Below are 25,391 nucleotides of genomic sequence, written 5' to 3'. Positions count from 1 at the left end.
ATATTATCAATTTTGACTTTGATAATCTTTAAAATGAAAAATTATTATATATTTTTACAGCTTATTAAAATATTACAAATAAAAAATATTTATAAATAAATTTTATCATACCATTTAGAAAAAACAAACAGTGACCACAGATGTTGTTTAAATTTCCTTTTTTTAGACAAATCATATATTTGTTTTAAATACTCATCATTAAAAAAATTAGTATTTTTATTTACTTTTAAAATCAAGTCTAAAATAGAATCTTTATACTCTTCATGAATCCATTCATTAAAAGGGGAGTTAAATCCCTTTTTTGTTCTATTTATTATCTCAGAAGGGATATATTTTGAAGCAATTTTTTTTAGTAAATATTTGTTTGTGTCCCCTACTTTTATGTTTGAATCTACACTAAACATAAAGTTAACTAATCTATAGTCTAAAAACGGCGTTCTAACCTCTAAAGAGTTCCTCATAGATATTCTATCAACTTTACTTAATAAAGCCTCTCCTAGCCATATTTTAAGATCAATATAGCTCATCCAGTCAACTGGATCCTTTTTAGGAGAATCTGATTTAAATGTTGGAACTTTTTTAAAGAGTTTTTTCTTTTGAATATCTGTAAAAATCTCACCAAAAGAGTTATATAGATTTTGTTTTTTGATTATTCTTCTTAAATATTCACTCTCTTTAGTATTATTTTGCAAAGCGCCGATTATTGAATCTAAAAAAACATTTTGCTCTTTACTCAAAGTTTTTTCAAACTCATAATACTTTAAAAACTTTGCATAATTGTCATAACCTAAAAACAGCTCATCACTTCCCTCACCACTTAAAACAGTTTTTATACCCATATTATGTATTTTTTTAGTAAGTATATTCAAAGGGATTGCCGCACTATCTCCATGGGGCTGTTCTAAAGCTTCAATAGTATCTTCAAGATTATTTATAAAATCATCTTTCCCTATTTCAACAGGAGTGTGTATAGAGTTAATGTGTTTTGAGGTAATCTTTGCATAATCCAATTCACAATAGTTTTTATACTCTTTATAACCAATAGAAAAGGTATTAATTCTTTTATTTGTGATTTTAGAATATAAAGCAGATATCAACGAACTATCAATACCTCCACTAAGTAATGACCCAACCTCCACATCAGAAACAAGTCTTGATTCAACACTTTTAAAAAGTAAATCTTCAATACCTGTTAAAGCTTCATTTTCATCTTTTATTCTCTTATATGTATTTATTTTATAAAAACGTTTTTTTGTAATTGTTTTTCCATCAAAAATCATATAATAGGAAGCATCTAAAGCAGTTATATCTTTATAAAAAGTATTTTCCTCTAAAGGCACAAAATATTGCATATATTGAGATAATGCTACTTTATTTATATTTGGAGTTGTTCCTAGTATTTTTATAATAGAATTAATTGAGCTAGAAAAGATAAATTTATTATCTTTAAAATAGTAAAAAAAAGGTTTCTTACCGTATCTATCCCTAGCACAAAAGAAAGTCTTCTTTTTCATATCATATATACAAAAAGAAAACATACCATTTAATTTATTTAAAAAATCCTCTTTATATTTTTGATATAGTCTTATTATAACTTCTGTATCTGAAGAGGTTTTACAAAGTAGATTTTCTTCTTTTATCAATTCTTTGTAATTATATATTTCTCCATTGAAAACTATTAAAACATCATCAAAAACCATTGGCTGATTTGCTTCTTTATCTAAATCAATAATTGATAACCTAGTATGACCAAAGATAGCATCCCCTACTTCTAAATGGGAATTAAAATCAGGGCCTCTATTATTTAAGTTTTCTAATGCTTGTTTAAAATTGCTAGAATAAAAATTTGTACCTAAGATACCACACATACTAAATTCCAAAAAAATTATGAATAATCAAAATATAAAAATAAACTAAAATAATAAAAGCAATACTACTAACCAAAATAGCAAAAGTTGTATCGACAGGTTTACAGTTATATAAAGAGGCTAAGTTTACATTATTTACAGCTAAAGGAACAATCAATTCTAAGAAAATTATTGAGCCAATAAATGGGTCTATATTAAAAAATAAGATTACGAAAAGTCCTACTATAGGCAATATTATATGCTTAAATAATACTACATTTATAGATAAGCTCCAATTTGCAGTTTTTATTTTAACTTGTGACATAAATATCCCAAATACAACCAACTGCATAACTATAGCTGCATATGCTCCCATAGTAAATAATTTGTCAAAATCCCCATTTAATGAAAACCCAAAATAGTTGTAGGCTATTGCTATAACGGTTACATGAATTGCTGGTATTTTTATAATCTCTTTAAGAGCATTAACAAATTTAAATTTATCTCCTGCAAAAAAGTAGACGGAAAAAATATAGATAAAAAAAACATTTGCAATATTTAAAATAGAGGTATAAGGAACACTAGCTTCTCCAAATAAAGCTATACCTAAAGGAATACCTAAATTTCCAGTATTTCCCACTAAAGAAGATGCCAAAAATACAGATTTATCTTGGGGCTCTTGTTTAAATATTTTTTTTGCATAGATAAAGGCTATAGCTAAAGTTATAAATATAGCTACAAAATAAATAAGTGGAGATATTAAAAAGTTCTCGTTTATTTTAGCTCTTGTTAATCCCCAAAATATAAGTATTGGTTGAAGAAAATATAGATTAAGTAAAACAAAACTTCTTTCATTTACTTGGCTTTGAAATACTTTTTTATAAATAAATCCGATTATAATAAAAAGATAGATTGTTGCGACAGATAATAATGCTTCGATAAAATATTCCTTTAAAAAGGAGTATTTTATCAAATAAAAGTAGTAATTTAGCTTTTAAGAAACCATAAACCCTTTAATCATAAAGAACACACAAGCAGAAAGGAAAGCAGCAGCAGGAACAGTGATTATCCATGCAGCAATGATTTTTTTAACAGCATCTCTTTTTACATATTTAACTCTTTTTGCTGTTTTAAATTCTCTTTTATCTTCTTTTACTTGGTCGATTTTTGCATCAATTGCTTTATATAATTCAGCAATTCTTACATAATCAGCTTTACTTTTTTTCTCTAGTTTTTCTAATTTAGTTAGTTCATCTTCATAAGAATCTAAAGTTTTTTTATGTCTTTTAAACTTTTTTCTTGTATCACTAAGAAATTTTGCTTCACTAGAATCAAGCCACTCTCTTAGGAAACCAACACCAAATACTCCACCTACAGCAATATGAGTAGAAGAAACAGGAAGTCCTAATTGACTTGCAAAAATTACAGTAATAGCAGCAGCCATAGCAATAGAGAAAGCTCTTACTTGGTCAAGTTCAGTAATCTCAGAACCAACTGTTTTAATAAGTTTAGGTCCATATAAAGCCAAACCAATAGCTAAACCAATAGCACCAACAGCCATAACCCAAAAAGGAATACCAACTTTAGATGAAATAGCATGACTTGTTACTGCATCATTAATAGCAGCTAAAGGTCCAATTGCATTTGCAACATCATTTGCACCATGTGCAAAAGATAATAGGGCTGCTGAAAAAATTAAAGGGATAGTAAATAGTGTATTAACACCTTCTCTATCATTTTTTATTTTTTGAGAAGCTTTATAGATAATTGGTTTAACTAAAATATATACGATAACTGCAAAAATTAAACCTAAAATAGCAGCTGTAAAGAAATCTAGTTTAATTATATGCTTTATACCTTTTAAAATAATATAAGTTGAAAAAGCCCAACTCATAACAGATACTAAGATAGGAACAAATTTTTGTGCAGAAGTGATTAAATCTTTTTTAAACATAATTTTCTTTTTGATAAAGAAAAGAAAACCTGCTGCAATGATACCACCTAATAAAGGTGAAATAACCCAAGATGCAGCAATTTTACCCATTGTTCCCCATGAAACAATTGAAAATCCAGCAGCAGCAATACCAGCTCCCATTACCCCACCAACAATTGAGTGAGTCGTTGATACAGGTGCTCCAATAGAAGTAGCAAAATTTAACCATAAGGCAGCAGATAAAAGTGCAGCAGTCATAGCCCAAATAAATACTTCAGGATTAGAAATTAATGCAGGATCAATAATCCCTTTTTTAATAGTCTTAACAACATCACCACCAGCAATAAAAGCTCCAGCAGCTTCAAAAATTGCGGCTATGATAATTGCCCACATTAAAGTCATAGCTTTAGAACCAACTGCTGGTCCCACATTGTTAGCAACATCATTTGCACCTATATTCATAGCCATATAAGCACCAAATACTGCTCCAATAACTAAAAACATATTGTTATGCATTGCTCCATGTGATGCATAACTCCAAATAAAAACTATTACAACAAAAAGTAGTGCCAATGAAAATTTAGCAAATGAGGGTAAGGTTTTTTCCGTAGCCCTATCTATTGTGTCTAAAGTTTGAATATCCAAGTTTTTCCTTTTGTAACCATTGTGTAACGAAAATATTTTAGGATTATATTGGTTTTTTATTTACTTAGACTTTAAGTAAACTTAAAATATTTATGACTAAAATATTTAAATTATCAGTAATCTCTATAAAATATTCCAAAAAAATATCCAAATTTCTAAAATTTTTATATAATATTAATAAAATTCTTGACAAAAAAAACTTTTTTCTATACAATAGTCATAAAATATAGAGTTTATAAATAAAAAAGGAGTTAAAAATGAGTATTACAATACTTACTGACGAAAGTTCTCCAAAAATCTCTAAAGTAAAAAAAGAGTTCGATATTTTCAGAGTAATAGCTATGAAAAAAGGAAATCTAAATATTATTGAGTTTTTCAATAAGGATGGTGCTTTTAGAGGTTTTGGTAGAGATACTAAAGCAGCGTATAAAAGAGCTAAAAAAGCTTTAAAAAATTACTACAAATAGTAAAAGAGGGATTACCCTCTTCTACTTCTTGAAGATGTTCTTCTACTATCAGAAGATGAATTTCTTCTTCTATTGTTATTTCTACCCCTAGAGTTAGAATAACCCCCTCTTCTATTTCTATTACCTCTATCACCCTTGTCATTTTTAAGTCTTTCAATAAGTCTTTCAATATCATTTTGTGATTTACCGATGTAATTATTTCCTTTAACATATGTGTCATTAGTTAAAATAGAAGCTAATTTATGAGCTATAGTAGTTAAATCATAATCCTCTTTTAATGATTCAACGATATTAATACCAGAATCATAAATTTTTTGATCTATAATTTTACTTCTCAATGAATCAGTTTTTTTCTCTTTTACTGAATTGATGTTAGGGATAACTTTTGCTTCTAATTTTCCACCTGTATCTTTTTGAATTTTTTGTAACATTTTAAATTCATGTGGAGTTACAATAGAAACAGCCATTCCGTCTTTTCCTGCTCTACCTGTTCTACCAATTCTGTGTACATAAGACTCAGAATCAAAAGGTAAATGGTAGTTAAATACGTGAGAAACATCATTTACATCAAGCCCTCTTGCTGCAACATCTGTAGCAATTAAAATCTCTAATTTACCCTTTTTAAAAGAGTTCATAGCTTCTTCTCTTTGTCTTTGCTCCATATCTCCATGAAGTCCCTTAGCAGAAAAGCCTTGTGATACTAAAAATGTAGATAATCTATCAACCTCTTTTTTAGTTCGACAGAAGATAATTGATTTTTCTGGATTTTTAAAATCATATAATCTAATTAAAGCATCATCTCTTTCATGTTCATCTACAACATAATATGTTTGAGTAATTTTAGAGTTTGTAATCTCTGATTTTGTAATTGTAATAAACTCAGGCTCAACTAAAATTGATTTAGCCAATGCTTTAATTGCAGGTGGCATTGTTGCAGAAAAAAGTAGAGTTTGTCTATTTGATGGCATATAAGTAAATATCTCTTTGATATCATCTAAAAATCCCATATCTAACATCTCATCAGCTTCATCTAAAACAACAAATGATGGATTTATTTCTATCTTTTTATCTCTTAAAAGATCTAAAAATCTACCTGGTGTTGCTACAACTATTCCTGCATTTTCAATATGTTTTAATTGTCTTGAGTATGATTGTCCACCATATACTGTAGCTGTGTTGATTGATAAATGTTTACCAAATCTGAAAAGTTCATCTGAAACTTGCATTGCAAGTTCTCTTGTTGGTACAATAACTACTGCTTCAACATCTCTATTTACTTCCATCATGTTTATGATTGGAAGTCCAAATGCTGCGGTTTTTCCCGTACCTGTATGTGCTTGTCCAACTATATCTTTTCCCGATAGAACAACTGGAATCGCATCTCTTTGAATAGGACTTGGTTCTTTAAACCCTGCATCTAAAATCGCCTTTTGTAATTTCTCTTTGAAATTGAAATCATTAAAAGTCATTATTTTCCTTAATATTAAATATAAAACATACACTAATAAGCTGGTGTTTTAAAAAGTAGAAAATTAAAAACTGATTTTAAATTGCTAAAACAAGGCCTTGAAATTCGATACTCAAAGTATTTACAGTATATTTGTGTATAGTTTCGCGGATTATATCCAATTTTAGATAAATTTAAGCTTTCATAAAATAAGGGCGAGAGCCCCTACTTTTTAGATACTATCAAGACCTTTGTAGTCTTCTAAGTATTTTGTATCATAATTGTTTGAAATGAAATCTTCGTTTTCCATCATTTTTTTATGGAAAGGTATTGTAGTTTTAATACCCTCTACCTCAAACTCATTTAAGGCTCTTTTCATAATATTAATAGCTTTATTTCTATCTCTTCCCCAAACAATCAATTTTCCAATCATTGAATCATAATATGGTGGTACAACATAACCAGCATAAACGTGTGAATCAACTCTTACATTTCTTCCACCTGGAACAAACCATTGGTCAACTTTTCCTGGACAAGGTAAAAATGTATTTGAATCCTCTGCTGTAATTCTAACTTCAATAGCATGTCCATTGAATTGAATCTCTTCTTGTGCAGGTAACTTTTCACCCTCTGCTACTTTAATCATCCATTCAATAATATCCAAACCTGATACCATTTCAGATACTGGATGTTCAACTTGAAGTCTTGTGTTCATCTCCATAAAGTAGATGTTTTGTTTATCATCTGCCAAAAATTCAAAAGTACCAGCACCCTCATATTTTAAATATTTAGTTGCTTTTACTGCTACGCCATGAAGTTTAGCTCTTGTTTCATCATTTAATAAAATAGCAGGTGATTCTTCAATAACTTTTTGGTGTCTTCTTTGTAAAGAACAATCTCTTTCACCAACATGGATTGCATTTCCATGAGAGTCCCCAATAACTTGTACTTCAATATGTCTTGGATTAGAAATAAATCTTTCTAGATACATAGTTCCATCACCAAATGCAGCCAATGCTTCAGAAGAAGCTGCCATAAATAGTTGTTCAAAATCTGCAGGGTCTTTAATAAGTCTCATACCTCTACCACCACCACCGGCAGCAGCTTTTGCCATAATTGGATATCCAATCTCTTCAGCAACTTTTTTACCCTCTTCTACAGAATGAACTGCACCATCAGAACCAGGTACAACAGGCACACCTGCTTTAATCATCTCATCTTTTGCTTTAGATTTATCAGCCATTTTTTCCATTACTTCAACAGATGGTCCAATAAATTTAATATTGTGTAATCTACAAATCTCTACAAAATCTTGATTTTCAGAAAGGAAACCATATCCTGGGAAAATTGCATCACAACCAGTGATTTCAGCTGCTGTAATAATTGCAGGAATATTCAAGTATGAATCGATTGATTTAACATCACCAATACATATAGCTTCATCAGCATGTTTTAAATAAGCAGCATTTTTATCACCAATAGAATAAATAGCAACAGATTTTTTACCCATCTCTCTAATAGTCCTTATAGCTCTTTGAACTATCTCACCCCTATTAGCAATTAGAATTTTTTTAATTTCTGCCATAATTTATTCTTCTTATAATTTTTCTACAACGAACATTGGCATATCATATTCAACTGGAGATGCATTTTCAATTAATACTTTTACTATCTTACAATCAAACTCAGCTTCAACTTCATTCATGATTTTCATAGCTTCTAAGATACATAAAGTTTGACCTTTTTTAACTGTATCACCCTCTTTTACGAATGCTTGAGCTTCTGGTGATGGTGATGAATAAAAAGTTCCAACCATAGGTGAGTTAATTGTATCTCCACTAATTGCAGCTGGTGCATCTGCAACTGGAGCAGCTACAGGTGCAGTGGCAGCTGGTGCAGCAGCTACTTGTGCAACTGGAGCAGAAGTTGTTACAACAGTACCACCCTCAAAACCTTTTTGCATTGCAACTTCAAATTCACCCTCTTTAACTTTTAATTTATTTAATTCACTTTTATCAAAAACTCTTATTAATTCTTTTATCTCTTTAAAATCCATCTTTTACCTCTTTTTGTAAATTTGTTCGAATATTACCATATTTTTTGTTATAAAATCTTTTATCAAATTTAAAAAAAAAACGTTTTCAGTCGATTTTTTATCAAAAATTACTAATTATTAGAGTAAAATTGAAGAAAATTTAACAAAATCTAGAATTTTTATTTTTTGTAACTTTTATATAACTTATATGAAATTAATATGAATTCTAAGAGGAACCATAATGATAAGTGATTTAAACTTTATAAATATTGCACATGAAATAGCAAGTGCTTCAAAATGTGTATCAAAACAAGTTGGTGCTGTAATAGTAAAAGATGGAAGAATATTATCAACTGGATACAATGGTACACCAGCAGGTTATATTAATTGTAGTGAACATTGGGATGATAAATACACAAAAGATCACCATGACTGGTCAAAAACATATGAGATACATGCAGAGATGAATGCACTAATTTGGGCAGCAAGAAAAGGGATATCTATTGAAGATGGAACAATTTATGTAACCTTAGAGCCTTGTAGTGAGTGTTCAAAAAATCTAATTGCAGCAGGTATAAAAAGAATTGTTTATGATAAAGCCTATGAACATACAAACTCTGAAGTTGTATCTAAATTTATAAAAGACAATGGAGTAACCATAGAGCAATTACAAAGATAATGGATACTTTAAATCATAAATTCTATTATAACTCTTATTTAAAACATGGAATAAGTGCAAAAGGTGTACACTGGCAATCAGAATACAACCAATATTTAAGATTTAAGATGATAACTATATATTTAGAAAATATTGAAGATTCAACTTTAATTGATTTAGGTTGTGGATTTGCAGAATATTTAAATTTTTTAGAAAAATATGATTTAAAGCTTAAAAAGTATATTGGTGTGGATTGTGAAAGTTTTATGATTGAAAACTCAAAAAAGAGGTTTCCAAAAGATATTTTTTTAAAAGCAAATATACTAAATGATAAATTTGATGATGTAGATTATGTAATTTGTAGTGGAGGATTAAATATTATGAATCAAGAAGATTTTTTAGAAGCTATAGAAAAATCTTTTAAAATTGCTAAAAAAGCTTTTATATTTAATTTTCTAACGAAAAACTCTTTGCATTTGATGAAAAAAAGAGATGTAATAAGATTTGTACACACACTTACAAATAGAGTTGAAATATCTTCAAATTATCTAAAAAATGATGCAACAATATGTTTAAAAAAATAAATATCATAACTTTTTCATATATTCGTAATAAAATAATAAACTAAAATAATACCTAAGGAAAACAGATGAAAGTTGGACTATTTATTCCCTGTTTCATGAATGAACTTTACCCAAATAGCTGTATGGCAACTTTAAAACTACTAAAAAAATTTGATTTAGATGTTGATTATCCAATGGAGCAAACATGCTGTGGACAACCTATGGCAAACTCTGGATGCTCAAAAGATATGAAAAGCTTAGCTTACAAATTTGTAGAAACTTTTAAAGATTATGATTATATTGTAGCTCCATCGGGTTCTTGTGTAACAATGGTAAAAGAGCACTATGAGCCTTTTTTTGATGATGATGAAGATTACAATAAAGTAAAAACATCAATATATGAAATCTGTGAATTTTTACATGATGTTTTAAAAATTGAAGAGATTGATACTACTTTTCCATATAAAGTTGGAATTCACAACTCATGTCACGGACATAGAGCTTTAGGTTTAGGTAGTGCAAGTGAATTAAATATTCCATACAATAATAAGTTAAAAAATCTTTTATCTCTTGTAAAAGATATTGAAATTGTTGAACTAAAAAGAGATGATGAGTGCTGTGGATTTGGTGGAACTTTTTGTGTAACAGAAGAAGATATCTCTGTTGCTATGGGAAAAGATAGAATAAAAGACCATCTTGATTCAAATGCACAAATAATCACAGGGGCAGATATGTCATGTCTTATGCATATGGAAGGGATTATAAATAGAGATAAAAAACCTCTAAAAGTTATGCATATAACTGAAATACTAGCAGGAGAATTCTAATGAGTATTCATAACCACCCACTAAAAGCCAAAGAGTTTGTAAAAAATGACGAAAGAATGCATTGGCACGACAAAGCTTTATGGTTTGTAAGAGAAAAAAGAGATTTAGCTTCTAAATCTATTCCAGAATGGGAAACTTTAAGAGCTTATGCAGACCAAATAAAAAGCCATACAATGGCAAATTTAGATAAATATCTTTTAGAATTTGAAGAGAATGCAAGTAAAAAAGGTATTAAAGTTCATTTTGCAAAAGATGCCCAAGAACACAACGAAATAGTATATAAAATATTAAAAGAAAACAGTGTAAAAAAAGTAGTTAAATCAAAATCGATGTTAACGGAAGAGTGTCACCTGAATCCATTTTTAGAAGAAAAAGGTTTAGAGGTTGTTGATACAGATTTAGGTGAAAGAATTGTTCAATTTAGACAAGAGCCACCTTCACATATTGTTTTACCTGCAATTCACCTGAAAAAAGAGGATGTTGCAAGAACTTTCCATGAAAAAATAGGAACAGATGAAAATAACTCTGACCCAACATATTTAACAAGAGCAGCAAGAGGTCACTTAAGAGAAAAGTTTTTAAATGCTGATGCTGGTATTACTGGTGTAAACTTTGCAATTGCCCAAACAGGTGGAGTTGTAGTTTGTACAAATGAAGGAAATGCAGATATGGGAGCTAGTGTTCCTAATCTTCATATTGCTTGTATGGGGATAGAAAAAGTTATCCCTAGACTTGAAGACTTAAGTGTATTTACAAGACTTCTTGCAAGAAGTGCAACAGGACAACCTATTACTTCATATACTTCACATTTTCATGGTCCAATTGAAGGTGGACAAATGCATATTGTAATAGTTGATAATAAAAGAACACCATTTTTACAATCAGAATCATATAAAAAAGCCCTAAACTGTATTAGATGTGGTGCTTGTATGAATACTTGTCCTATATATAGAAGAAGTGGTGGTCACTCTTACGATTATGTTATTCCTGGACCAATTGGTTCAACACTAAGTACATTTAGAGATCCTAAAAAACACAAAACCCTTTCTTTTGCTTGTTCATTATGTGGTTCATGCTCAAATGTATGTCCAGTAAAAATTGATTTGGACTCACAACTATATACACACAGACAAGATTTAAGAGAGCAAAATATAATCTCAAATCAAAAAAGATTAGGTATGCAAGCTGCTGTTTGGCTTATGAATAAACCAACATTATTCTCATTATTAGGAAAAGTTGCTAGAAAAATTGTACCAATCCTTCCAAAAGCATTAGTTTATAGTAAACTAAATGTATGGGGAAAACAAAGAGATATTCCAAATATGCCAGCAAAAAGTTTTAAAGAATTATATAAAGAGGAGTTTCAAAATGACAAGTAAAGAACAAATTCTTGCAAATATAAGAAACAACAATAAAGTAAAAGATAGTGAGCTTCCAAGTTATACAAATTTTGGAATTAAATATGATGACCCTTATGAAAAATTTTCTACAATGTTAGAGAGTGTAGGGGGTAATGCACTATTTATAAAAAAAGAGGAACTTGAAAAAACAATCTCTACTTTATATCCAGATGAAGAAGTGATTGCTTCAAACAGTGAATACTTTACAAATGATAACTTTAAAGCAAATGAAGAATCTGACCCACACAATCTAAAAGATATAGATTTAGCTATAATAAAAGGTGAATTCGCAGTTGCAGAAAATGGTGCTGTTTGGGTTAGTAATAAAGATAACAGACATAGAAGTTTATATTTTATTGCACAAAATATAATTATAGTTGTAGAAAAAAACAATATTGTTCATAATATGCATGAAGCTTATGAAAAAATCAGTTTTGTAAACTCTACATATGGAGCATTTATAAGTGGACCTTCTAAAACTGCAGATATTGAACAATCGTTAGTTATTGGAGCACACGGACCTAAGTCGGGATATGTTATATTTGTAGATTAATATATACCTAACCGAGGTAAGCATGAAAAAACTTTTTATTATAGTTTTTATTTTTATCAACTTCCTTTATGCCCAAAGTAAAGAGGTACTATTTTTAAACTCTTATCACAAAGGGTATAAATGGAGTGATGATATAATAAATGAAGTTGAAAAAAAATTCAAAGATATAGAAGATATTGAGCTAACTGTCCTTTATATGGATACAAAAAGGGTAGGTAGTTCAAGTTATATCGACAAACTTTATGCTTTATATAAAGAACAATTAGCTAATAGAAAGTTCGATTTAGTAATAGCTAGTGATAATAATGCTTTTGATTTTGCAGTAAAATATTATCAAGAACTTTTTAAGGACACCCCACTTCTTTTTTGTGGAATCAATAATTTCAAAAAAGATGAACTTCCAAAGGATGCAAACTTATTAAATAATATAAGTGGTGTAGTAGAACAAGTAGATTTAGAAAAAAACTTCAAACTTATTTTAAACCTTCAACCAAATATAAAAAATTTAATTATCATAAATGACCAATCGAAAACTGGTCTTGCCATGAAAAAAGACTTAATTCCTATAATGGATAAATATTCAAAAAAAGTTAATATAGAATATATTGATAATATGGATATTGAACATCTTAAAACAAAAATTACAAATTTAAATGTTAAAGATACTGCCATACTTTTAGTTTTATTATTTAAAGATAGTACAGGGAAGTTCTTTACATATAAACAAAGTGTAATGCAGATTAGAAAAGCAAGTAATGTACCTATTTATGGTCTTTGGGATTTTTATTTAGATTATGGAGTAGTTGGAGGGCTAATGACTTCTGCAATTGCTCAAGGAGATGCTGTATCAAATATGGCTCTTAGAATTTTAAATGGAACAGATATAAAAGATATTCCTATTTTAGAAAAATCACCCAATAGATACCTTTTTGATTATGATGAAACAAATAGATTTGATTTAGATATTAAAAATGTAGTTAAAGACTATGAAATTATAAATGAACCTCACAGTTTTATAAAAAAATATACAAAACTTGTAGTTCTTACAATAACAATTATTACGGTGCTTTTAATTATGGTTTTTTCTATGAGAGCAAATATTCAAAGAAGGAAAATTGTAGAAAAAGCCTTACAAAATAGAATAAAATTTGATAAAGTACTTGTTGACACCCTACCAAACCCAATATATTACAAAAATAAAGAGGGTAAGTTTATAGGTTGTAACAAAGCCTTTTCAGAATTAGTAAATATGTCAAAAAGTGAAGTTATTGGAAAAACAGCTAAAGATTTTTTCCCACCAGATATTGCCTTTAAAAATGCACTGATTGATGAAGAGATTATGGCAACACTTGGAACAAACACTTCTGAAATGACTCTGCATACTCCAAGTAATCATATGAAACATATAATTATAAATAAAGCCGTATATTTAAATAATGATGGTTCAATTGGTGGTATTGTTTGTGTTATGGATGATATTACAGATAGAATCCAACAAAAACAGTTTATTATCCAACAAGCTAAATTAGCAGAGATGGGTGATATGGTTGCTGCAATTGCCCATCAATGGAATGAACCTTTAGTAGAGTTGTCAGCCCAAGTTCAAGATATACAAACTTCGTTTTTATTAAATGAGTTAAAAGACACCCAAGTTGAAGAGTTTGTTAATGATTCAATGATTCAATTAAAGTATATGTCAAAAACTTTAACTGATTTTAGGAATTTTTTAAAACCATCAACAACAAAAACTCTTTTTTCAATTACTGAGTCATTTAATGAAATCTTTGAGATATTAGGGAAACAAATCTACTATTCAAATATTAACTTACAACTAAATTATGATCATGAAGAATCTGAACTTCTTATATATGGTTATGAAAATGAATTTAAGCAAGTTTTATTAAACCTTATTAATAATGCGAAAAATAAAATTATTGAAAAAAACTCTGAAAGTAAATATAATCTAATCATTAATATTTCAAGTTGTGAAAACTTTACAACTATTGAGATAATGGATGATGGTGGAAATATTGATGAAAAAATAGTAGACAAAATCTTTGAGCCATATTTTACAACAAAAAGTGATGGTACAGGTTTTGGTCTTTATATGGCAAAAGTTATTATTGAAGATAAAATGGGTGGATTAATTACAGCCCAAAATAGAGGTAAGTATGTTGTATTTACCCTTAAATTGCATCATAACAAAGGATAAGCAGTGAAAATACTCCTTCTAGAAGATAATAAAAAACTAAATACTACAATAAAAAAAAGATTAGAATTAAAAGGTTACAAAGTATTTAATTTTGAAGATGGGCAAGAAGCATATGACAACATCACAGAAGGTTTTTCTTGTTTTATTCTTGATATAAATGTACCAAATGTAGATGGGATAAAAATACTAAAAAAAATACGAGAATTTTATAAAGATGTACCAGTTATAATCATAAGTGCATCTGTTGAACTTGATATTATTAAAGAATCTTACGATTTTGGATGTAACGATTATCTAAAAAAACCTTTTTTTATTGATGAACTGGAGATAAAAATAGAAAGGCTTTGTCAAATAAAAGATGAAAGAGTTAAATTTGATGAGAACTCATATTTTGACTATAAGTCTTCAACTTTGATTATTGATGATACCTCTACAAGGTTAACAAAAAAAGAAAGACTTCTTATGAACCTATTTTTAACACAAAAAAATCAAGTTTTATCATATGAAATGATTGAAAATTATGTGTGGGAAGGATCATTTGCTTCTATTGATTCAATTAGAAGTCTAGTAAGACGCCTAAGGAAGAGCCTTCCAAAAGAATATATTCAAACTGTTGTTGATACTGGGTATATTTTCAACAGTTAATTAAAGCATCCTTTTATTTATAAATTATGTCAAAATTATCATACTTTTTTCATTTGGTGTCGTTACAATTTAAATCGAGAGACACAAAAAAACTAAGGAGATCACAATGAAAATGTTTGGTAATTCTACTAAACTGCTAGTTGCTGCAGCACTTGTTGCTGGATTAGGGACATCAGCATTAGCAAAAAAAGTTTATAAATGGAAATTGGCTACAACTTGGGGACCAACACTACACCCATTTATTGATGCACCTACAAAAATGGCAAAAATGGTTGAAGAGATGTCTGATGGAAGACTAATCATCAGAGTTGATGCTGCTAATAAACACAAAGCACCACTTGGTGTTTTAGATATGGTAAAAGGTGGTCAATATGACATGGGTCACTCTGCATCATATTACTGGAAAGGTAAAGATATTAATACATTACCATTCTCAACAATGCCTTTTGGTATGACTACACCTGAACAATATTCTTGGTTCTACTATGGTGGTGGAATGGAATTAATGGAAAAAGTTTATAAAAAACATAAAGTATTATCATTCCCTGGTGGAAGTTCAGGAAACCAAATGGGTGGATGGTTTAGAAAAGAGATTAATAGTGTTGATGACTTAAAAGGTCTTAAAATGAGAATTCCAGGATTTGCTGGGGAAATCATGTCAAAACTAGGATTAACAGTTACAAATATTGCTCCAGGTGAATTATATACTTCACTTGAAAGAGGAACAATTGATGCTTTAGAATGGGTTGGACCTGGTATGGATATCAACATGGGATTCAATAAAATTGCACCATTCTACTATACAGGATGGCATGAACCAGGATTAGATTTACAATTCTTAATCAACGAAAGAGCGTATAAAAAATTACCAAAAGATTTACAAGAGATTTTAGTTGTTGCAATGAAAGCAAGTGCTTTTGATATGTATCTTCAAAACTACCATATGAGTGCTGAAGCTTGGGCTTCTATTGAGAAAGATTATCCAAATATCAAAATCAAAACATTCCCAAAACCAGTTATGGATGCTATGAAAAAAGCAAATGCTGAATTAAGACAAGAGATGACTGCAAATAATCCTTTATTAAAAGAGATTTTAGATTCACAAGAAGCTTATCAGAAAAAAGTTAGAAAATGGACAGAGATGTCTGACTATATCTACTTAAAAGATAATTTATAAAAACAATAACTCCCTTTTTTAAGGGGGTTTGCTATATACTAATAAGCAATGTAAATATAATAAATTATGTTTATCTTACTTATTAAAAAATACCCAAAGGAAATTTAATGTTGTTAAAGTTAGAACGTGGCTTTGATAAATTCGCAGATTTTATCGGAACTATAACTGCTATAGCAATGGTACTAATGATTTTAAATGTGTTTTATGATGTAGTTATGAGATACTTCTTTAAAACCGGTTCAATTGCTATGCAAGAGATGGAATGGCACCTATTCTCTGTAATTATTTTAATTGGTATTGCTTATACTCTAAAAGAGGATGGGCATGTAAGAGTTGACCTTGTATATGATAAATTATCTCCAAGAAAAAAAGCCTTAATCAATATGGTAGGTACTGTATTATTCATATTACCTATTTCACTACTAGTTGGTTTAAGCTCAATAGATACAGTAGTTGAATCGTATACAATGATGGAACAAAGTGGTGACCCAGGTGGTTTGCCTTATAGATGGATAGTAAAAGCTTTAATTCCTTTATCTTTTTTACTTTTAATTATTACATCAATTGGGTTTTTTATTAAAAATCTAAATGTATTTAAAGGTATTAGTAAAGAATACAGTAATTACAACTTAAAAGAAGATATGCATCAAGTTCAATGTGAATTAGAAGAACATAAATTTCATGTTGTAGATATTGATGGTAAAGATGAAAATACAAAAAAAGAGGATACAAGTAAATGATTGGTATAGTGATGTTTTTTACAGCATTATTTATGCTGATTATTGGTTTTCCTGTTGCTTTTACATTTGCGGCAGTTTCGGTATTCTTTGGTATTCTTGCAGGTTTTATTGAAATATTTTCTTATGCAGAAGAGGGACAAGCTTTAATCTCTTTATTGCAAGAGGGATGGGTAGAAGGTATATCAATGTTTGATTATATGCCATTTAGAATCTATTCAATTCAACAAAGTACTATTCTTATGGCAATTCCTATGTTTATTTTTATGGGAATTATTCTACAAAAAACAGGTCTTGCTGAAAAACTTTTAGAATCTATGGGATTCTTATTTGGTGAGATAAGAGGTGGTGTTGCTATCTCAACTGTGTTAGTTGGTACATTACTTGCTGCTTCTACGGGAGTGGTTGGAGCATCAGTTGTAGCTATGGGAGTTATTTCTCTTCCTGTTATGATGAAATACAAATACAACACAGAACTTGCCACCGGAACTATCTGTGCTTCAGGAACTCTTGGGCAAATTATTCCTCCTTCAATTGTACTAATCATTTTAGGTGATGTTTTTCAAGTTCCAGTAGGTGACCTTTTCAAAGCTGCACTAGTACCTGGTCTGGCACTTGTTGGTGCGTATATTTTATTTATATTAGTAGTATCTTTTATAAAAAAAGATATGGCTCCTGCAATTCCAGCTGATCCAGCAAGAGGAAATAAGAAAAAACAAGTTATAAAAGCATTAATAGATATTATCCCTTCATTAACACTAATAATTTTAGTATTAGGTTCAATATTTGAAGGTGTAGCAACACCAACTGAATCTGCAGCTGTAGGTTGTATTGGTGCAATATTATTAGCTGTTGTTTATAAAACATTTTCATTAAATATTGTTAAAGAAGCAGCTTTAGAAGCTGTTAAAATTACATCTATGGTATTTGGTATCCTAATAGGAGCAACTGCATTCTCTATGGTATTTTCATATACAGGTGGAGATGAGATTGTTGAACATGTTATGCTAAGTCTACCAGGTGATGACAAATGGGGATTCATAATTTTTACAATGTTAGCAATATTAATCCTTGGATTCTTTATTGACTTTATTGAAATTTCATATATTATTGTTCCTATTTTAATACCAGTAGCTGATACCTTAGGGATAAATCCTATCTGGTTTGCAATTTTAATTGCCATGAATTTACAAACATCGTTTTTAACTCCGCCATTTGGTTTCTCTTTATTTTACCTAAAAGGTTGTGCCCCTGCAGGTGTAACTACAGGTCATATTTATAGAGGGGTTTTACCTTTTATTGCCATCCAAATAGTTGTTTTAGGAATAGTTGCTTTCTATCCAGAATTTTTTGGAATGTCAGCAGATATGTAGGTATAAAATGTCACACTGTATTAAACTTATTTCAAACATTATATTAAAACAGTGTGACAAAATGTTTTCATTTATAAACGATCCACAACAAAGAATCTATACAGTCCCACGTCTTGAGTGATACCATATTTTAAATTCAGAATAAAAAATATATAAAGGATTTAAAATGTTAGAGGGTAAATACCAAGATTTTTATAACGAAATATCAAAACAAATTGATACAAAAAAGATTTTTACAGATAAATTACACACATTAGCTTATGGAACAGATGCTTCTTTTTATAGACTTATTCCAAAAATAGTTATTAAAACTGATACTTCTAAAGAGGTTGAAGATATATTAAAACTATCAAACGAGATGGAACTAAGTGTTACATTTAGAGCAGCAGGAACTTCACTTTCAGGACAAGCGATTAGTGACTCAATTTTAATTGTTACATCAAGAAACTTTAGAGACTTTAGAGTTTCAGAAGATAAATCACTTATTTCACTTCAACCTGCACTTACAGGACAAGAAGCAAACAATATTTTAGCACCATTTTCTAAAAAAATTGGTCCCGATCCAGCTTCTATAAATGCAGCTATGATAGGTGGAATTGCAGCAAACAATGCATCTGGTATGTGTTGTGGAATCTCTCAAAACTCATATAAAACAGTTGATTCTATGAAATTAATCTTTGCAGATGGAACTAAGCTTGATACAGCAGATGAACAAAGTAAAAATAGTTTTAGACAGACACATAAAGAGTTTTTAGAAAGTTTAAATGCAATTGCAACAGAAACAAAAAATGATAAAGAATTAAAAGAAAAAATTGAAAGAAAATTCAAAATCAAAAATACTTGCGGTTACTCACTAAATGCCCTAACAGATTTTGATGATGAATTTGAAATCCTACAACACTTAATTATTGGAAGTGAAGGAACTTTAGCTTTTATTGAAGAGATTACTTATAAAACAGTTGAGGATTTAAAAGATAAAGCAAGTGCACTAATCTACTTTAAAAATGTAGAAGAAGCCTGTAGTGCTGTTACAAAATTGAAACTTGCTAGGGATTCAAAAACAATAGTTGTTGATGCAGTTGAGCTTATGGATAGAGCAGGGCTTAGAAGTATAGAAAACGACCCAGCAATGCCAGAATTTATAAAAGATTTTGATGAAGAGGTAACAGCTCTTTTAATCGAAACTAGAGCAGTAAGCGACGAAGCATTAAAAGTACAAATTAAAGAGATTGAAGAGCTTTTAGAAGAGTTTAAAGTTGTTAGAGATTTCTATTTTACAACTGATGTAAAAGAGTACACTATGTACTGGAAAATAAGAAAAGGTTTATTTCCAGCAGTAGGAGCTGTAAGAGATATAGGAACAACAGTAATTATTGAAGATGTTGCATATCCAATTGAAAGCCTTGCACAAGCTACTCTTGAACTTCAAGAGATATTTAAAAAACACAACTATAACGAAGCTTTAATTTTTGGTCATGCCTTAGAAGGGAACTTCCACTTTGTATTTACACAAGATTTCTCAACAGATGAAGAGGTTAAAAGATATGATGCCTTTATGAATGATGTTGTAAATCAAGTTGCAGTTAAATATGAAGGTAGCTTAAAAGCAGAGCATGGTACAGGAAGAAACATGGCTGCATTTATTGAAGTAGAGTGGGGTAAAACTGCATACTCAATGATGAAAAGAATAAAAGAGCTATTTGACCCTAAAGGGCTTTTAAATCCTGGTGTAATCATAAATGATGATGCTGAAGCTCATATAAAAAACCTAAAAGCTATGCCAGCAACTAATAATCTAGTTGATACATGTATAGAGTGTGGATTTTGTGAACCAACATGTCCATCAAATGATATTACTCTAACACCAAGACAAAGAATTGTAGTAAATAGAGAGATCTCAAGATTAGAATCTATAGGGGAAAATGAAGAAGCAAAAGAGTATATGGATGCATATCAATATGATGGATTAGAAACTTGTGCTGCATGTTCTTTATGCTCAACAGCCTGTCCTGTAAAAATTGATACAGGAAGTTTAACAAAATACTTAAGAGCTGAACAAATAAGTGATACGGCAAATAATATAGCTTCAAAAATTGCAAATAATTATTCAACTACCTTAAAAGGTATGAGAGTTGGTTTATCAGGAGCAAATTTAGTTCATAAAATACTTGGAACATCAAGTATGGAATCAATCACATCTACATTTAGAGATTGGTCAAATGGGAAAATACCAAAATGGAGCCCATATCTTCCAAAATCTATAAAGATAAATACAAATTTTGAGCAACAACAACTAGATAAAAAAGTTGTATATTTCCCTTCTTGTATAAATAGAAGTATGGGAAGAAATTCAAAAACTACAGTTGATGAAGAGTTATTTGATGTAACAATCAAACTTCTAAAAAAAGCTGGTTTTCAAATACTTTTCCCTAATAATATGGAAAACTTATGTTGTGGGATGCCTTTTTCATCAAAAGGTTTTAAAGAGCAAGCACAAATAAAATCTGATGAATTAGAAAAAGAGTTAAATGAGATAAGCAATTTTGGTCAATATCCAGTTTTATGTGATACAAGTCCATGTACTAAAACGATGATTGGAAACTTTAAATCAGATATAAAACTATATGAACCTATAGAATTTGCATTAGAACTTTTATCACCTGAATTAGATTTTGAGAAGATTGATGAAGCAATTACTATTCACACAACTTGTAGTTCAAGAAAAATGGGATTACATGAAAAATTTATTGAACTTGCTAATATGTGTTCAACAAATGTAATTGTTCCTGATAATGTAAAATGTTGTGGATTTGCAGGAGATAGAGGATTTAATTTCCCAGAATTAAACGATTCTGCACTTAGATTTTTAAAAGAAGATACAAAAAATGCAAAATATGCATTTAGTACTTCTAAAACTTGTGAAATTGGATTAAGTGAACACTCAGACTTAGATTATAACTCAATTTTCTACTTAATTGATAAGGTAACAAAAGCAAAAAACTGTTAATCTTTTTTTTATAAAACAGATATTTACCATTTTTTTGGTAAAATATCTGTCTTTATGTGAAAGGATTAAAATGAGAAAAATTATACTAGCCCTTTTTATGGCTGCTACTGTATCATTTGCAGAGTTAATTAATGGAGTTGCTCTAACTGTAAATGATGAACCAATTACATTATATGATATTGAAAAAACAAAACAACAATATAATATTCCAAGAGAAGATGCTGTAGCTCAATTAATAGATGAAACACTTTTTAATCAATTAATAAAAGAACATAATATCACAGTAGATCTATTTGATGTGAATAATTATTTGGAAAAAATAGCCGCATCTAATGGTATGGACTTATATCAATTTAAATCTGTTATAAAACAAAAATATAAAGATTATGATGCTTATGAAAAGCAAACTAAAAATATGATTTTAAGACAAAAACTTACAGATAAACTTGTAAGAGGAAATATAAAAATTGCAACAGAAGAAGATCTTAAAATATATTATGAAAACAACTCAAATATGTTTACAATGGCTACAAATGTTAAAGCTGTACAATATAGCTCAACAAATAGACAAAGTCTTGAAAGTGCTATGAGAAATCCAATGGTAGCTCTTCCTGATGTAAATAGTTCACCAATAGATTTAGATCAAAGAAATTTAAATCCACAACTTAGATATATGATTAATGAAACAAATAACAATCAATTTACTCCTATTTTTACAGCTGGAGATCAATATGTGACACTTATGATTTTACAAAAACAAAATCTACAAACTATTGCTTTTGAAGATGTAAGAGATAGAATTTTTAATATTATTATGCAAGATAGAGAACAAAAATATTTAAAAGATTATTTTGAAAAATTAAAACTATCTGCAGATATAAGAATAGTAAGATAATAAAGGAAATAGATGTTTGAAATAATTATTGGTCTTGAAGTCCATGTACAGTTAAATACTAAATCTAAACTTTTTTGTTCGTGTGCAACAAGTTTTGGAGAAGAGCCAAATACAAATGTATGTCCAACTTGTTTAGGTTTACCTGGAGCATTACCAGTTTTAAATAAAGAAGCAGTGCATAAAGCGATTATGTTAGGAACTGCACTTAAATCACAAATCAATACAAAATCGATATTTAATAGAAAAAACTATTTTTATCCAGACTTACCAAATGGATACCAAATTTCACAATTTGAAGTACCTGTTGTAGGTTTAGGTGAACTTGTAATCGATTTTGAAGATGGCACTAATAAAAAAATCGGTGTAACAAGAGCACACTTAGAAAATGATGCAGGGAAAAATATCCATGCAGGTTCAGTTTCTCACGTGGATTTAAATAGAGCAGGGACTCCACTTTTAGAGATTGTTTCAGAACCTGATATGAGAAATGCAGAAGAAGCAATTCTTTATCTTAAAAAACTTCACTCAATAGTTAGATACTTAGGTATCTCTGATGCAAATATGCAAGAGGGAAGTTTCAGATGTGATGTTAATGTATCTATTAGACCAAAAGGTGATACAAACCTTTATACTAGATGTGAAATTAAAAATATGAACTCATTTAAGTTTATTGAAAAAGCAATCAAATATGAAGTAAATAGACATATTGAAGCTTGGGAAGATGGAGTTCACGATAAAGAGATTGTTCAAGAAACAAGACTATTTGACCCAGATTCTGGAGAAACAAGATCAATGAGAGGTAAAGAGGACGCTGCTGATTATAGATATTTCCCAGATCCAGACCTTTTACCACTTATCATTACAGATGAGATGATGGAAAAATATACAAAAATCCCAGAACTTCCTGATGAAAAGAAAGAGAGATTTGTAAAAGAGTATAAAATCAAAGAGTATGATGCTTCAGTTATAACAGCTTCTGTTGAGATGGCAAACTACTTTGATGAGATGATGAAAGAGGGTATTTCAGGTAAAAATGGTGTTACTTGGCTTACTGTTGAACTATTAGGAAGACTTGATGGTTCAGGAATCGAAGATTCATTTATTGATGCAAAAACTCTAGCTACAATAGTAAAAAGAATAGAAGATAATACAATCTCTGGGAAAGCAGCTAAAGAGGTTTTAGATTATTTAATTGAAAATGAAACTTTAGATGTAGATTCATCAATTGATAAATTGGGATTAAAGCAAGTATCTGATGATGGAGCTTTATTAGAAATCATTGATGGAATATTAGCAGCAAACGAAGATAAAGTTGCAGAATATAAAGCTGGTAAAGAGAAACTAATTGGATTCTTCGTAGGTCAAACTATGAAAGCATCTAAAGGTAGTGCAAATCCACAAAAAGTAAATGAACTTTTAAAACAAAGATTATCATAACAAAGTAGAGATAACTCTACTTTGTAACTACACTATTTAACTTTCTTCATAATAGTTATCTATATTATTTGAAATTTTATCTAAAAGCTTAAACATAATATCAACCTCATCTTCAGATAGATCCTCAATCATTGCTTCTCTAAAGTTTTCAATTACTATTTTAGTTTTATCCAATACCCTTTGTCCTTCAGATGTAAGGTTTATAGTTTTTACTCTTTTATCCTCTTGTGTAGGTATTCTAACAATATAAGATTTTTTTTCTAAAGCATCAAGTGTTCTTGATATAGTTGTTTTATCTTTACCTAAATTTTTACTCAATTCATTTTGTGAAAGGGTATTATCTTGATCTATAAAATCCAATATAGCTCTTTGTTCAGGTGCAACATCAAAATCTTTTAATACTTTTGTCAAAGATTGATTTATTTTATTTGCAGTTTGAGCTACTCTATAAGGTACAGAAAAATCTTTTAATTTTTTCATTATAAACTCCTTTTCATATAGTTGCATATACAACTTTATAAATTACTTAAGCAACTATAGAAATCTTTTACAAAATTGTAATTAAAAAAACATCTGAAAAAACTTAAAAGCAAGATTTAGATAATATCACATATCAAATTAATCATAAAAAGGTTACTTATGGCAAAAATTGCAGTTATTGGTGCAGGTAAATGGGGACAAGCTCTACAATTTGCACTTAGCCAAAATCAAGAGTGTTTAATCACATCAAGAACAAAAAGAGATATTAAAAACTTTGTAAGCTTAGAAGAAGCCTTGGAGTGTCAATATCTTGTAATTGCAATACCAGCTCAACAAATAAGAGAATGGTTAGAAGAAAACTTTAAATATAAAAAAGGTCAAAAGGTATTAGTAGCTTCAAAAGGTATAGAAGCTAGTACAGGTGAATTTTTAAATGAGATTTATTCTGAGTATGTACCTGAAAACTCAATTGGTTTCATCTCTGGTCCCTCATTTGCAGCAGAAGTTATAAAAGGCCTACCTTGCGCTTTAGTTTTAAACTCTACATCTAAAAAGGTATATGATAAGTTTAAACCATTTTTCCCAGATTTTATAAAAGTGTATTATAGTGCAGATGTAATAGGTGCAGAAATAGCAGGTGCATACAAAAATGTATTAGCTATTGCCAGTGGTATTTGTGAAGGTTTACACTTAGGAAACAATGCTAGAGCATCTTTAATATCAAGAGGTTTAGTAGAGATGCAAAGGTTTGGGAAAAAATTTGGAGCAAAGAAATCTTCTTTTATAGGTTTAAGTGGAGCAGGGGATTTGTTTTTAACTGCTAGTAGTACCCTTAGTAGAAACTATAGAGTAGGTTTAGGTTTAGCCCAAGGTAAAACCCTAGAAGATATCCTAGAAGAGCTAGGAGAAGTAGCAGAGGGTGTAAAAACAGCAGAAGCTATATTTAAACTCTCAGAAGAGTATACAATATATTCTCCCATTGCAAAAGAGGTAAAACTAATACTTGATGGTAAAAACCCTAAAGACAGTTTAAAAGACCTACTTAGAGGATAA

Annotated in this window: 22 protein-coding genes; 15 read left to right on the top strand and 7 right to left on the bottom strand. The window is 29.5% G+C overall.

Translation table 11 applies throughout. The features are described from left to right. Positions 1 to 89 precede the first annotated feature (89 nt). Genes asnB through ACKU3H_RS04120 form a run of 3 tightly spaced genes read right to left on the bottom strand, consistent with a single transcriptional unit; the run spans position 90 to position 4,425 of the window. Positions 90 to 1,868 carry an asparagine synthase (glutamine-hydrolyzing) gene (asnB, locus tag ACKU3H_RS04130; RefSeq protein WP_320035715.1) on the bottom strand — a complete coding sequence of 593 codons (1,779 nt, stop codon included), beginning with the start codon at positions 1,866 to 1,868 and terminating at the stop codon, positions 90 to 92. Between the two features lies 1 nt (position 1,869). Continuing rightward, positions 1,870 to 2,820 carry an AEC family transporter gene (locus ACKU3H_RS04125; RefSeq protein ID WP_320035714.1) on the bottom strand — a complete coding sequence of 317 codons (951 nt, stop codon included), beginning with the start codon at positions 2,818 to 2,820 and terminating at the stop codon, positions 1,870 to 1,872. A 21-nt stretch (positions 2,821 to 2,841) separates the two neighbouring features. Beyond that, positions 2,842 to 4,425 carry an inorganic phosphate transporter gene (locus tag ACKU3H_RS04120; protein ID WP_320035713.1) on the bottom strand — a complete coding sequence of 528 codons (1,584 nt, stop codon included), beginning with the start codon at positions 4,423 to 4,425 and terminating at the stop codon, positions 2,842 to 2,844. 257 nt (positions 4,426 to 4,682) lie between these two features. Between ACKU3H_RS04120 and ACKU3H_RS04115 the strand changes: the two genes are divergently transcribed. Continuing rightward, the gene (locus ACKU3H_RS04115; protein WP_320035712.1) at positions 4,683 to 4,892 is read left to right on the top strand and encodes a hypothetical protein; all 210 of its coding nucleotides are present in this window, start codon (positions 4,683 to 4,685) and stop codon (positions 4,890 to 4,892) included. A gap of 11 nt (positions 4,893 to 4,903) precedes the next feature. Here ACKU3H_RS04115 and ACKU3H_RS04110 read toward each other — a convergent pair whose 3' ends face one another. From ACKU3H_RS04110 to accB, 3 genes are all read right to left on the bottom strand, one after another. Further along, a complete protein-coding gene (locus ACKU3H_RS04110) occupies positions 4,904 to 6,361 on the bottom strand; it encodes a DEAD/DEAH box helicase (RefSeq protein WP_320035711.1) in 1,458 nt (485 codons plus the stop codon). A gap of 210 nt (positions 6,362 to 6,571) precedes the next feature. Beyond that, positions 6,572 to 7,924 (bottom strand): acetyl-CoA carboxylase biotin carboxylase subunit, encoded by a 1,353-nt coding sequence (locus ACKU3H_RS04105; RefSeq protein ID WP_320035710.1) that lies wholly within the window; start codon positions 7,922 to 7,924, stop codon positions 6,572 to 6,574. Between the two features lie 12 nt (positions 7,925 to 7,936). After that, positions 7,937 to 8,395, bottom strand: a complete 459-nt coding sequence (accB, locus tag ACKU3H_RS04100; RefSeq protein WP_320035709.1) for an acetyl-CoA carboxylase biotin carboxyl carrier protein — start codon at positions 8,393 to 8,395, stop codon at positions 7,937 to 7,939. A gap of 220 nt (positions 8,396 to 8,615) precedes the next feature. On the opposite strand from accB, the gene ACKU3H_RS04095 reads away from it, so the two are divergent. The 13 genes from ACKU3H_RS04095 (at position 8,616) to gatB (ending at position 23,858) form a co-directional block, all read left to right on the top strand. Beyond that, on the top strand, positions 8,616 to 9,053 hold the full coding sequence (locus ACKU3H_RS04095) for a dCMP deaminase family protein (RefSeq protein ID WP_320035708.1): 438 nt from the start codon (positions 8,616 to 8,618) through the stop codon (positions 9,051 to 9,053). Further along, the gene (locus ACKU3H_RS04090; protein WP_320035707.1) at positions 9,053 to 9,616 is read left to right on the top strand and encodes a class I SAM-dependent methyltransferase; all 564 of its coding nucleotides are present in this window, start codon (positions 9,053 to 9,055) and stop codon (positions 9,614 to 9,616) included. The genes ACKU3H_RS04095 and ACKU3H_RS04090 overlap by 1 nt, the downstream gene beginning before the upstream one ends. A 65-nt stretch (positions 9,617 to 9,681) precedes the next feature. Beyond that, positions 9,682 to 10,422, top strand: a complete 741-nt coding sequence (locus ACKU3H_RS04085) for a (Fe-S)-binding protein (RefSeq protein WP_320035706.1) — start codon at positions 9,682 to 9,684, stop codon at positions 10,420 to 10,422. Next, the gene (locus ACKU3H_RS04080; protein ID WP_320035705.1) at positions 10,422 to 11,801 is read left to right on the top strand and encodes a lactate utilization protein B; all 1,380 of its coding nucleotides are present in this window, start codon (positions 10,422 to 10,424) and stop codon (positions 11,799 to 11,801) included. The genes ACKU3H_RS04085 and ACKU3H_RS04080 overlap by 1 nt, the downstream gene beginning before the upstream one ends. Beyond that, on the top strand, positions 11,791 to 12,375 hold the full coding sequence (locus ACKU3H_RS04075) for an LUD domain-containing protein (RefSeq protein ID WP_320035704.1): 585 nt from the start codon (positions 11,791 to 11,793) through the stop codon (positions 12,373 to 12,375). Before ACKU3H_RS04080 ends, ACKU3H_RS04075 begins: the two co-directional genes overlap by 11 nt. A 22-nt stretch (positions 12,376 to 12,397) precedes the next feature. Next, positions 12,398 to 14,587, top strand: a complete 2,190-nt coding sequence (locus ACKU3H_RS04070; protein WP_320035703.1) for an ABC transporter substrate binding protein — start codon at positions 12,398 to 12,400, stop codon at positions 14,585 to 14,587. Positions 14,588 to 14,590: 3 nt separating this feature from the next. Then, a complete protein-coding gene (locus ACKU3H_RS04065; RefSeq protein ID WP_320035702.1) occupies positions 14,591 to 15,232 on the top strand; it encodes a response regulator transcription factor in 642 nt (213 codons plus the stop codon). A gap of 106 nt (positions 15,233 to 15,338) precedes the next feature. Further along, complete coding sequence (locus tag ACKU3H_RS04060) at positions 15,339 to 16,409, top strand: TRAP transporter substrate-binding protein (RefSeq protein ID WP_320035701.1); 1,071 nt, start codon at positions 15,339 to 15,341, stop codon at positions 16,407 to 16,409. Between the two features lie 107 nt (positions 16,410 to 16,516). After that, entirely contained in the window at positions 16,517 to 17,149 is a 633-nt protein-coding gene (locus ACKU3H_RS04055; protein ID WP_320035700.1) for a TRAP transporter small permease subunit, read from the top strand. Then, positions 17,146 to 18,519 (top strand): TRAP transporter large permease subunit, encoded by a 1,374-nt coding sequence (locus tag ACKU3H_RS04050; RefSeq protein ID WP_320035699.1) that lies wholly within the window; start codon positions 17,146 to 17,148, stop codon positions 18,517 to 18,519. Before ACKU3H_RS04055 ends, ACKU3H_RS04050 begins: the two co-directional genes overlap by 4 nt. Before the next feature lie 166 nt (positions 18,520 to 18,685). After that, positions 18,686 to 21,526, top strand: coding sequence for an FAD-binding and (Fe-S)-binding domain-containing protein (locus ACKU3H_RS04045; RefSeq protein WP_320035698.1), 2,841 nt, complete (start codon positions 18,686 to 18,688; stop codon positions 21,524 to 21,526). Positions 21,527 to 21,596: 70 nt separating this feature from the next. Then, the gene (locus ACKU3H_RS04040; RefSeq protein WP_320035697.1) at positions 21,597 to 22,421 is read left to right on the top strand and encodes a peptidyl-prolyl cis-trans isomerase; all 825 of its coding nucleotides are present in this window, start codon (positions 21,597 to 21,599) and stop codon (positions 22,419 to 22,421) included. Between the two features lie 12 nt (positions 22,422 to 22,433). After that, positions 22,434 to 23,858: an Asp-tRNA(Asn)/Glu-tRNA(Gln) amidotransferase subunit GatB gene (gene gatB, locus ACKU3H_RS04035; RefSeq protein ID WP_320035696.1), complete on the top strand. Its 1,425-nt coding sequence runs from the start codon at positions 22,434 to 22,436 to the stop codon at positions 23,856 to 23,858. Positions 23,859 to 23,894: 36 nt separating this feature from the next. On the opposite strand, the gene ACKU3H_RS04030 is transcribed toward gatB, so the two are convergent. Further along, positions 23,895 to 24,338: a MarR family transcriptional regulator gene (locus ACKU3H_RS04030; RefSeq protein WP_320035695.1), complete on the bottom strand. Its 444-nt coding sequence runs from the start codon at positions 24,336 to 24,338 to the stop codon at positions 23,895 to 23,897. 159 nt (positions 24,339 to 24,497) lie between these two features. On the opposite strand from ACKU3H_RS04030, the gene ACKU3H_RS04025 reads away from it, so the two are divergent. Next, positions 24,498 to 25,391, top strand: coding sequence for an NAD(P)H-dependent glycerol-3-phosphate dehydrogenase (locus ACKU3H_RS04025; RefSeq protein WP_320035694.1), 894 nt, complete (start codon positions 24,498 to 24,500; stop codon positions 25,389 to 25,391).

This window comes from Halarcobacter sp. (genome assembly GCF_963675975.1).
Classification (GTDB): Bacteria; Campylobacterota; Campylobacteria; order Campylobacterales; family Arcobacteraceae; genus Halarcobacter.
Note: the sequence above shows the minus strand (reverse complement) of the source record. Positions and strands in the feature narration are given on the sequence as shown.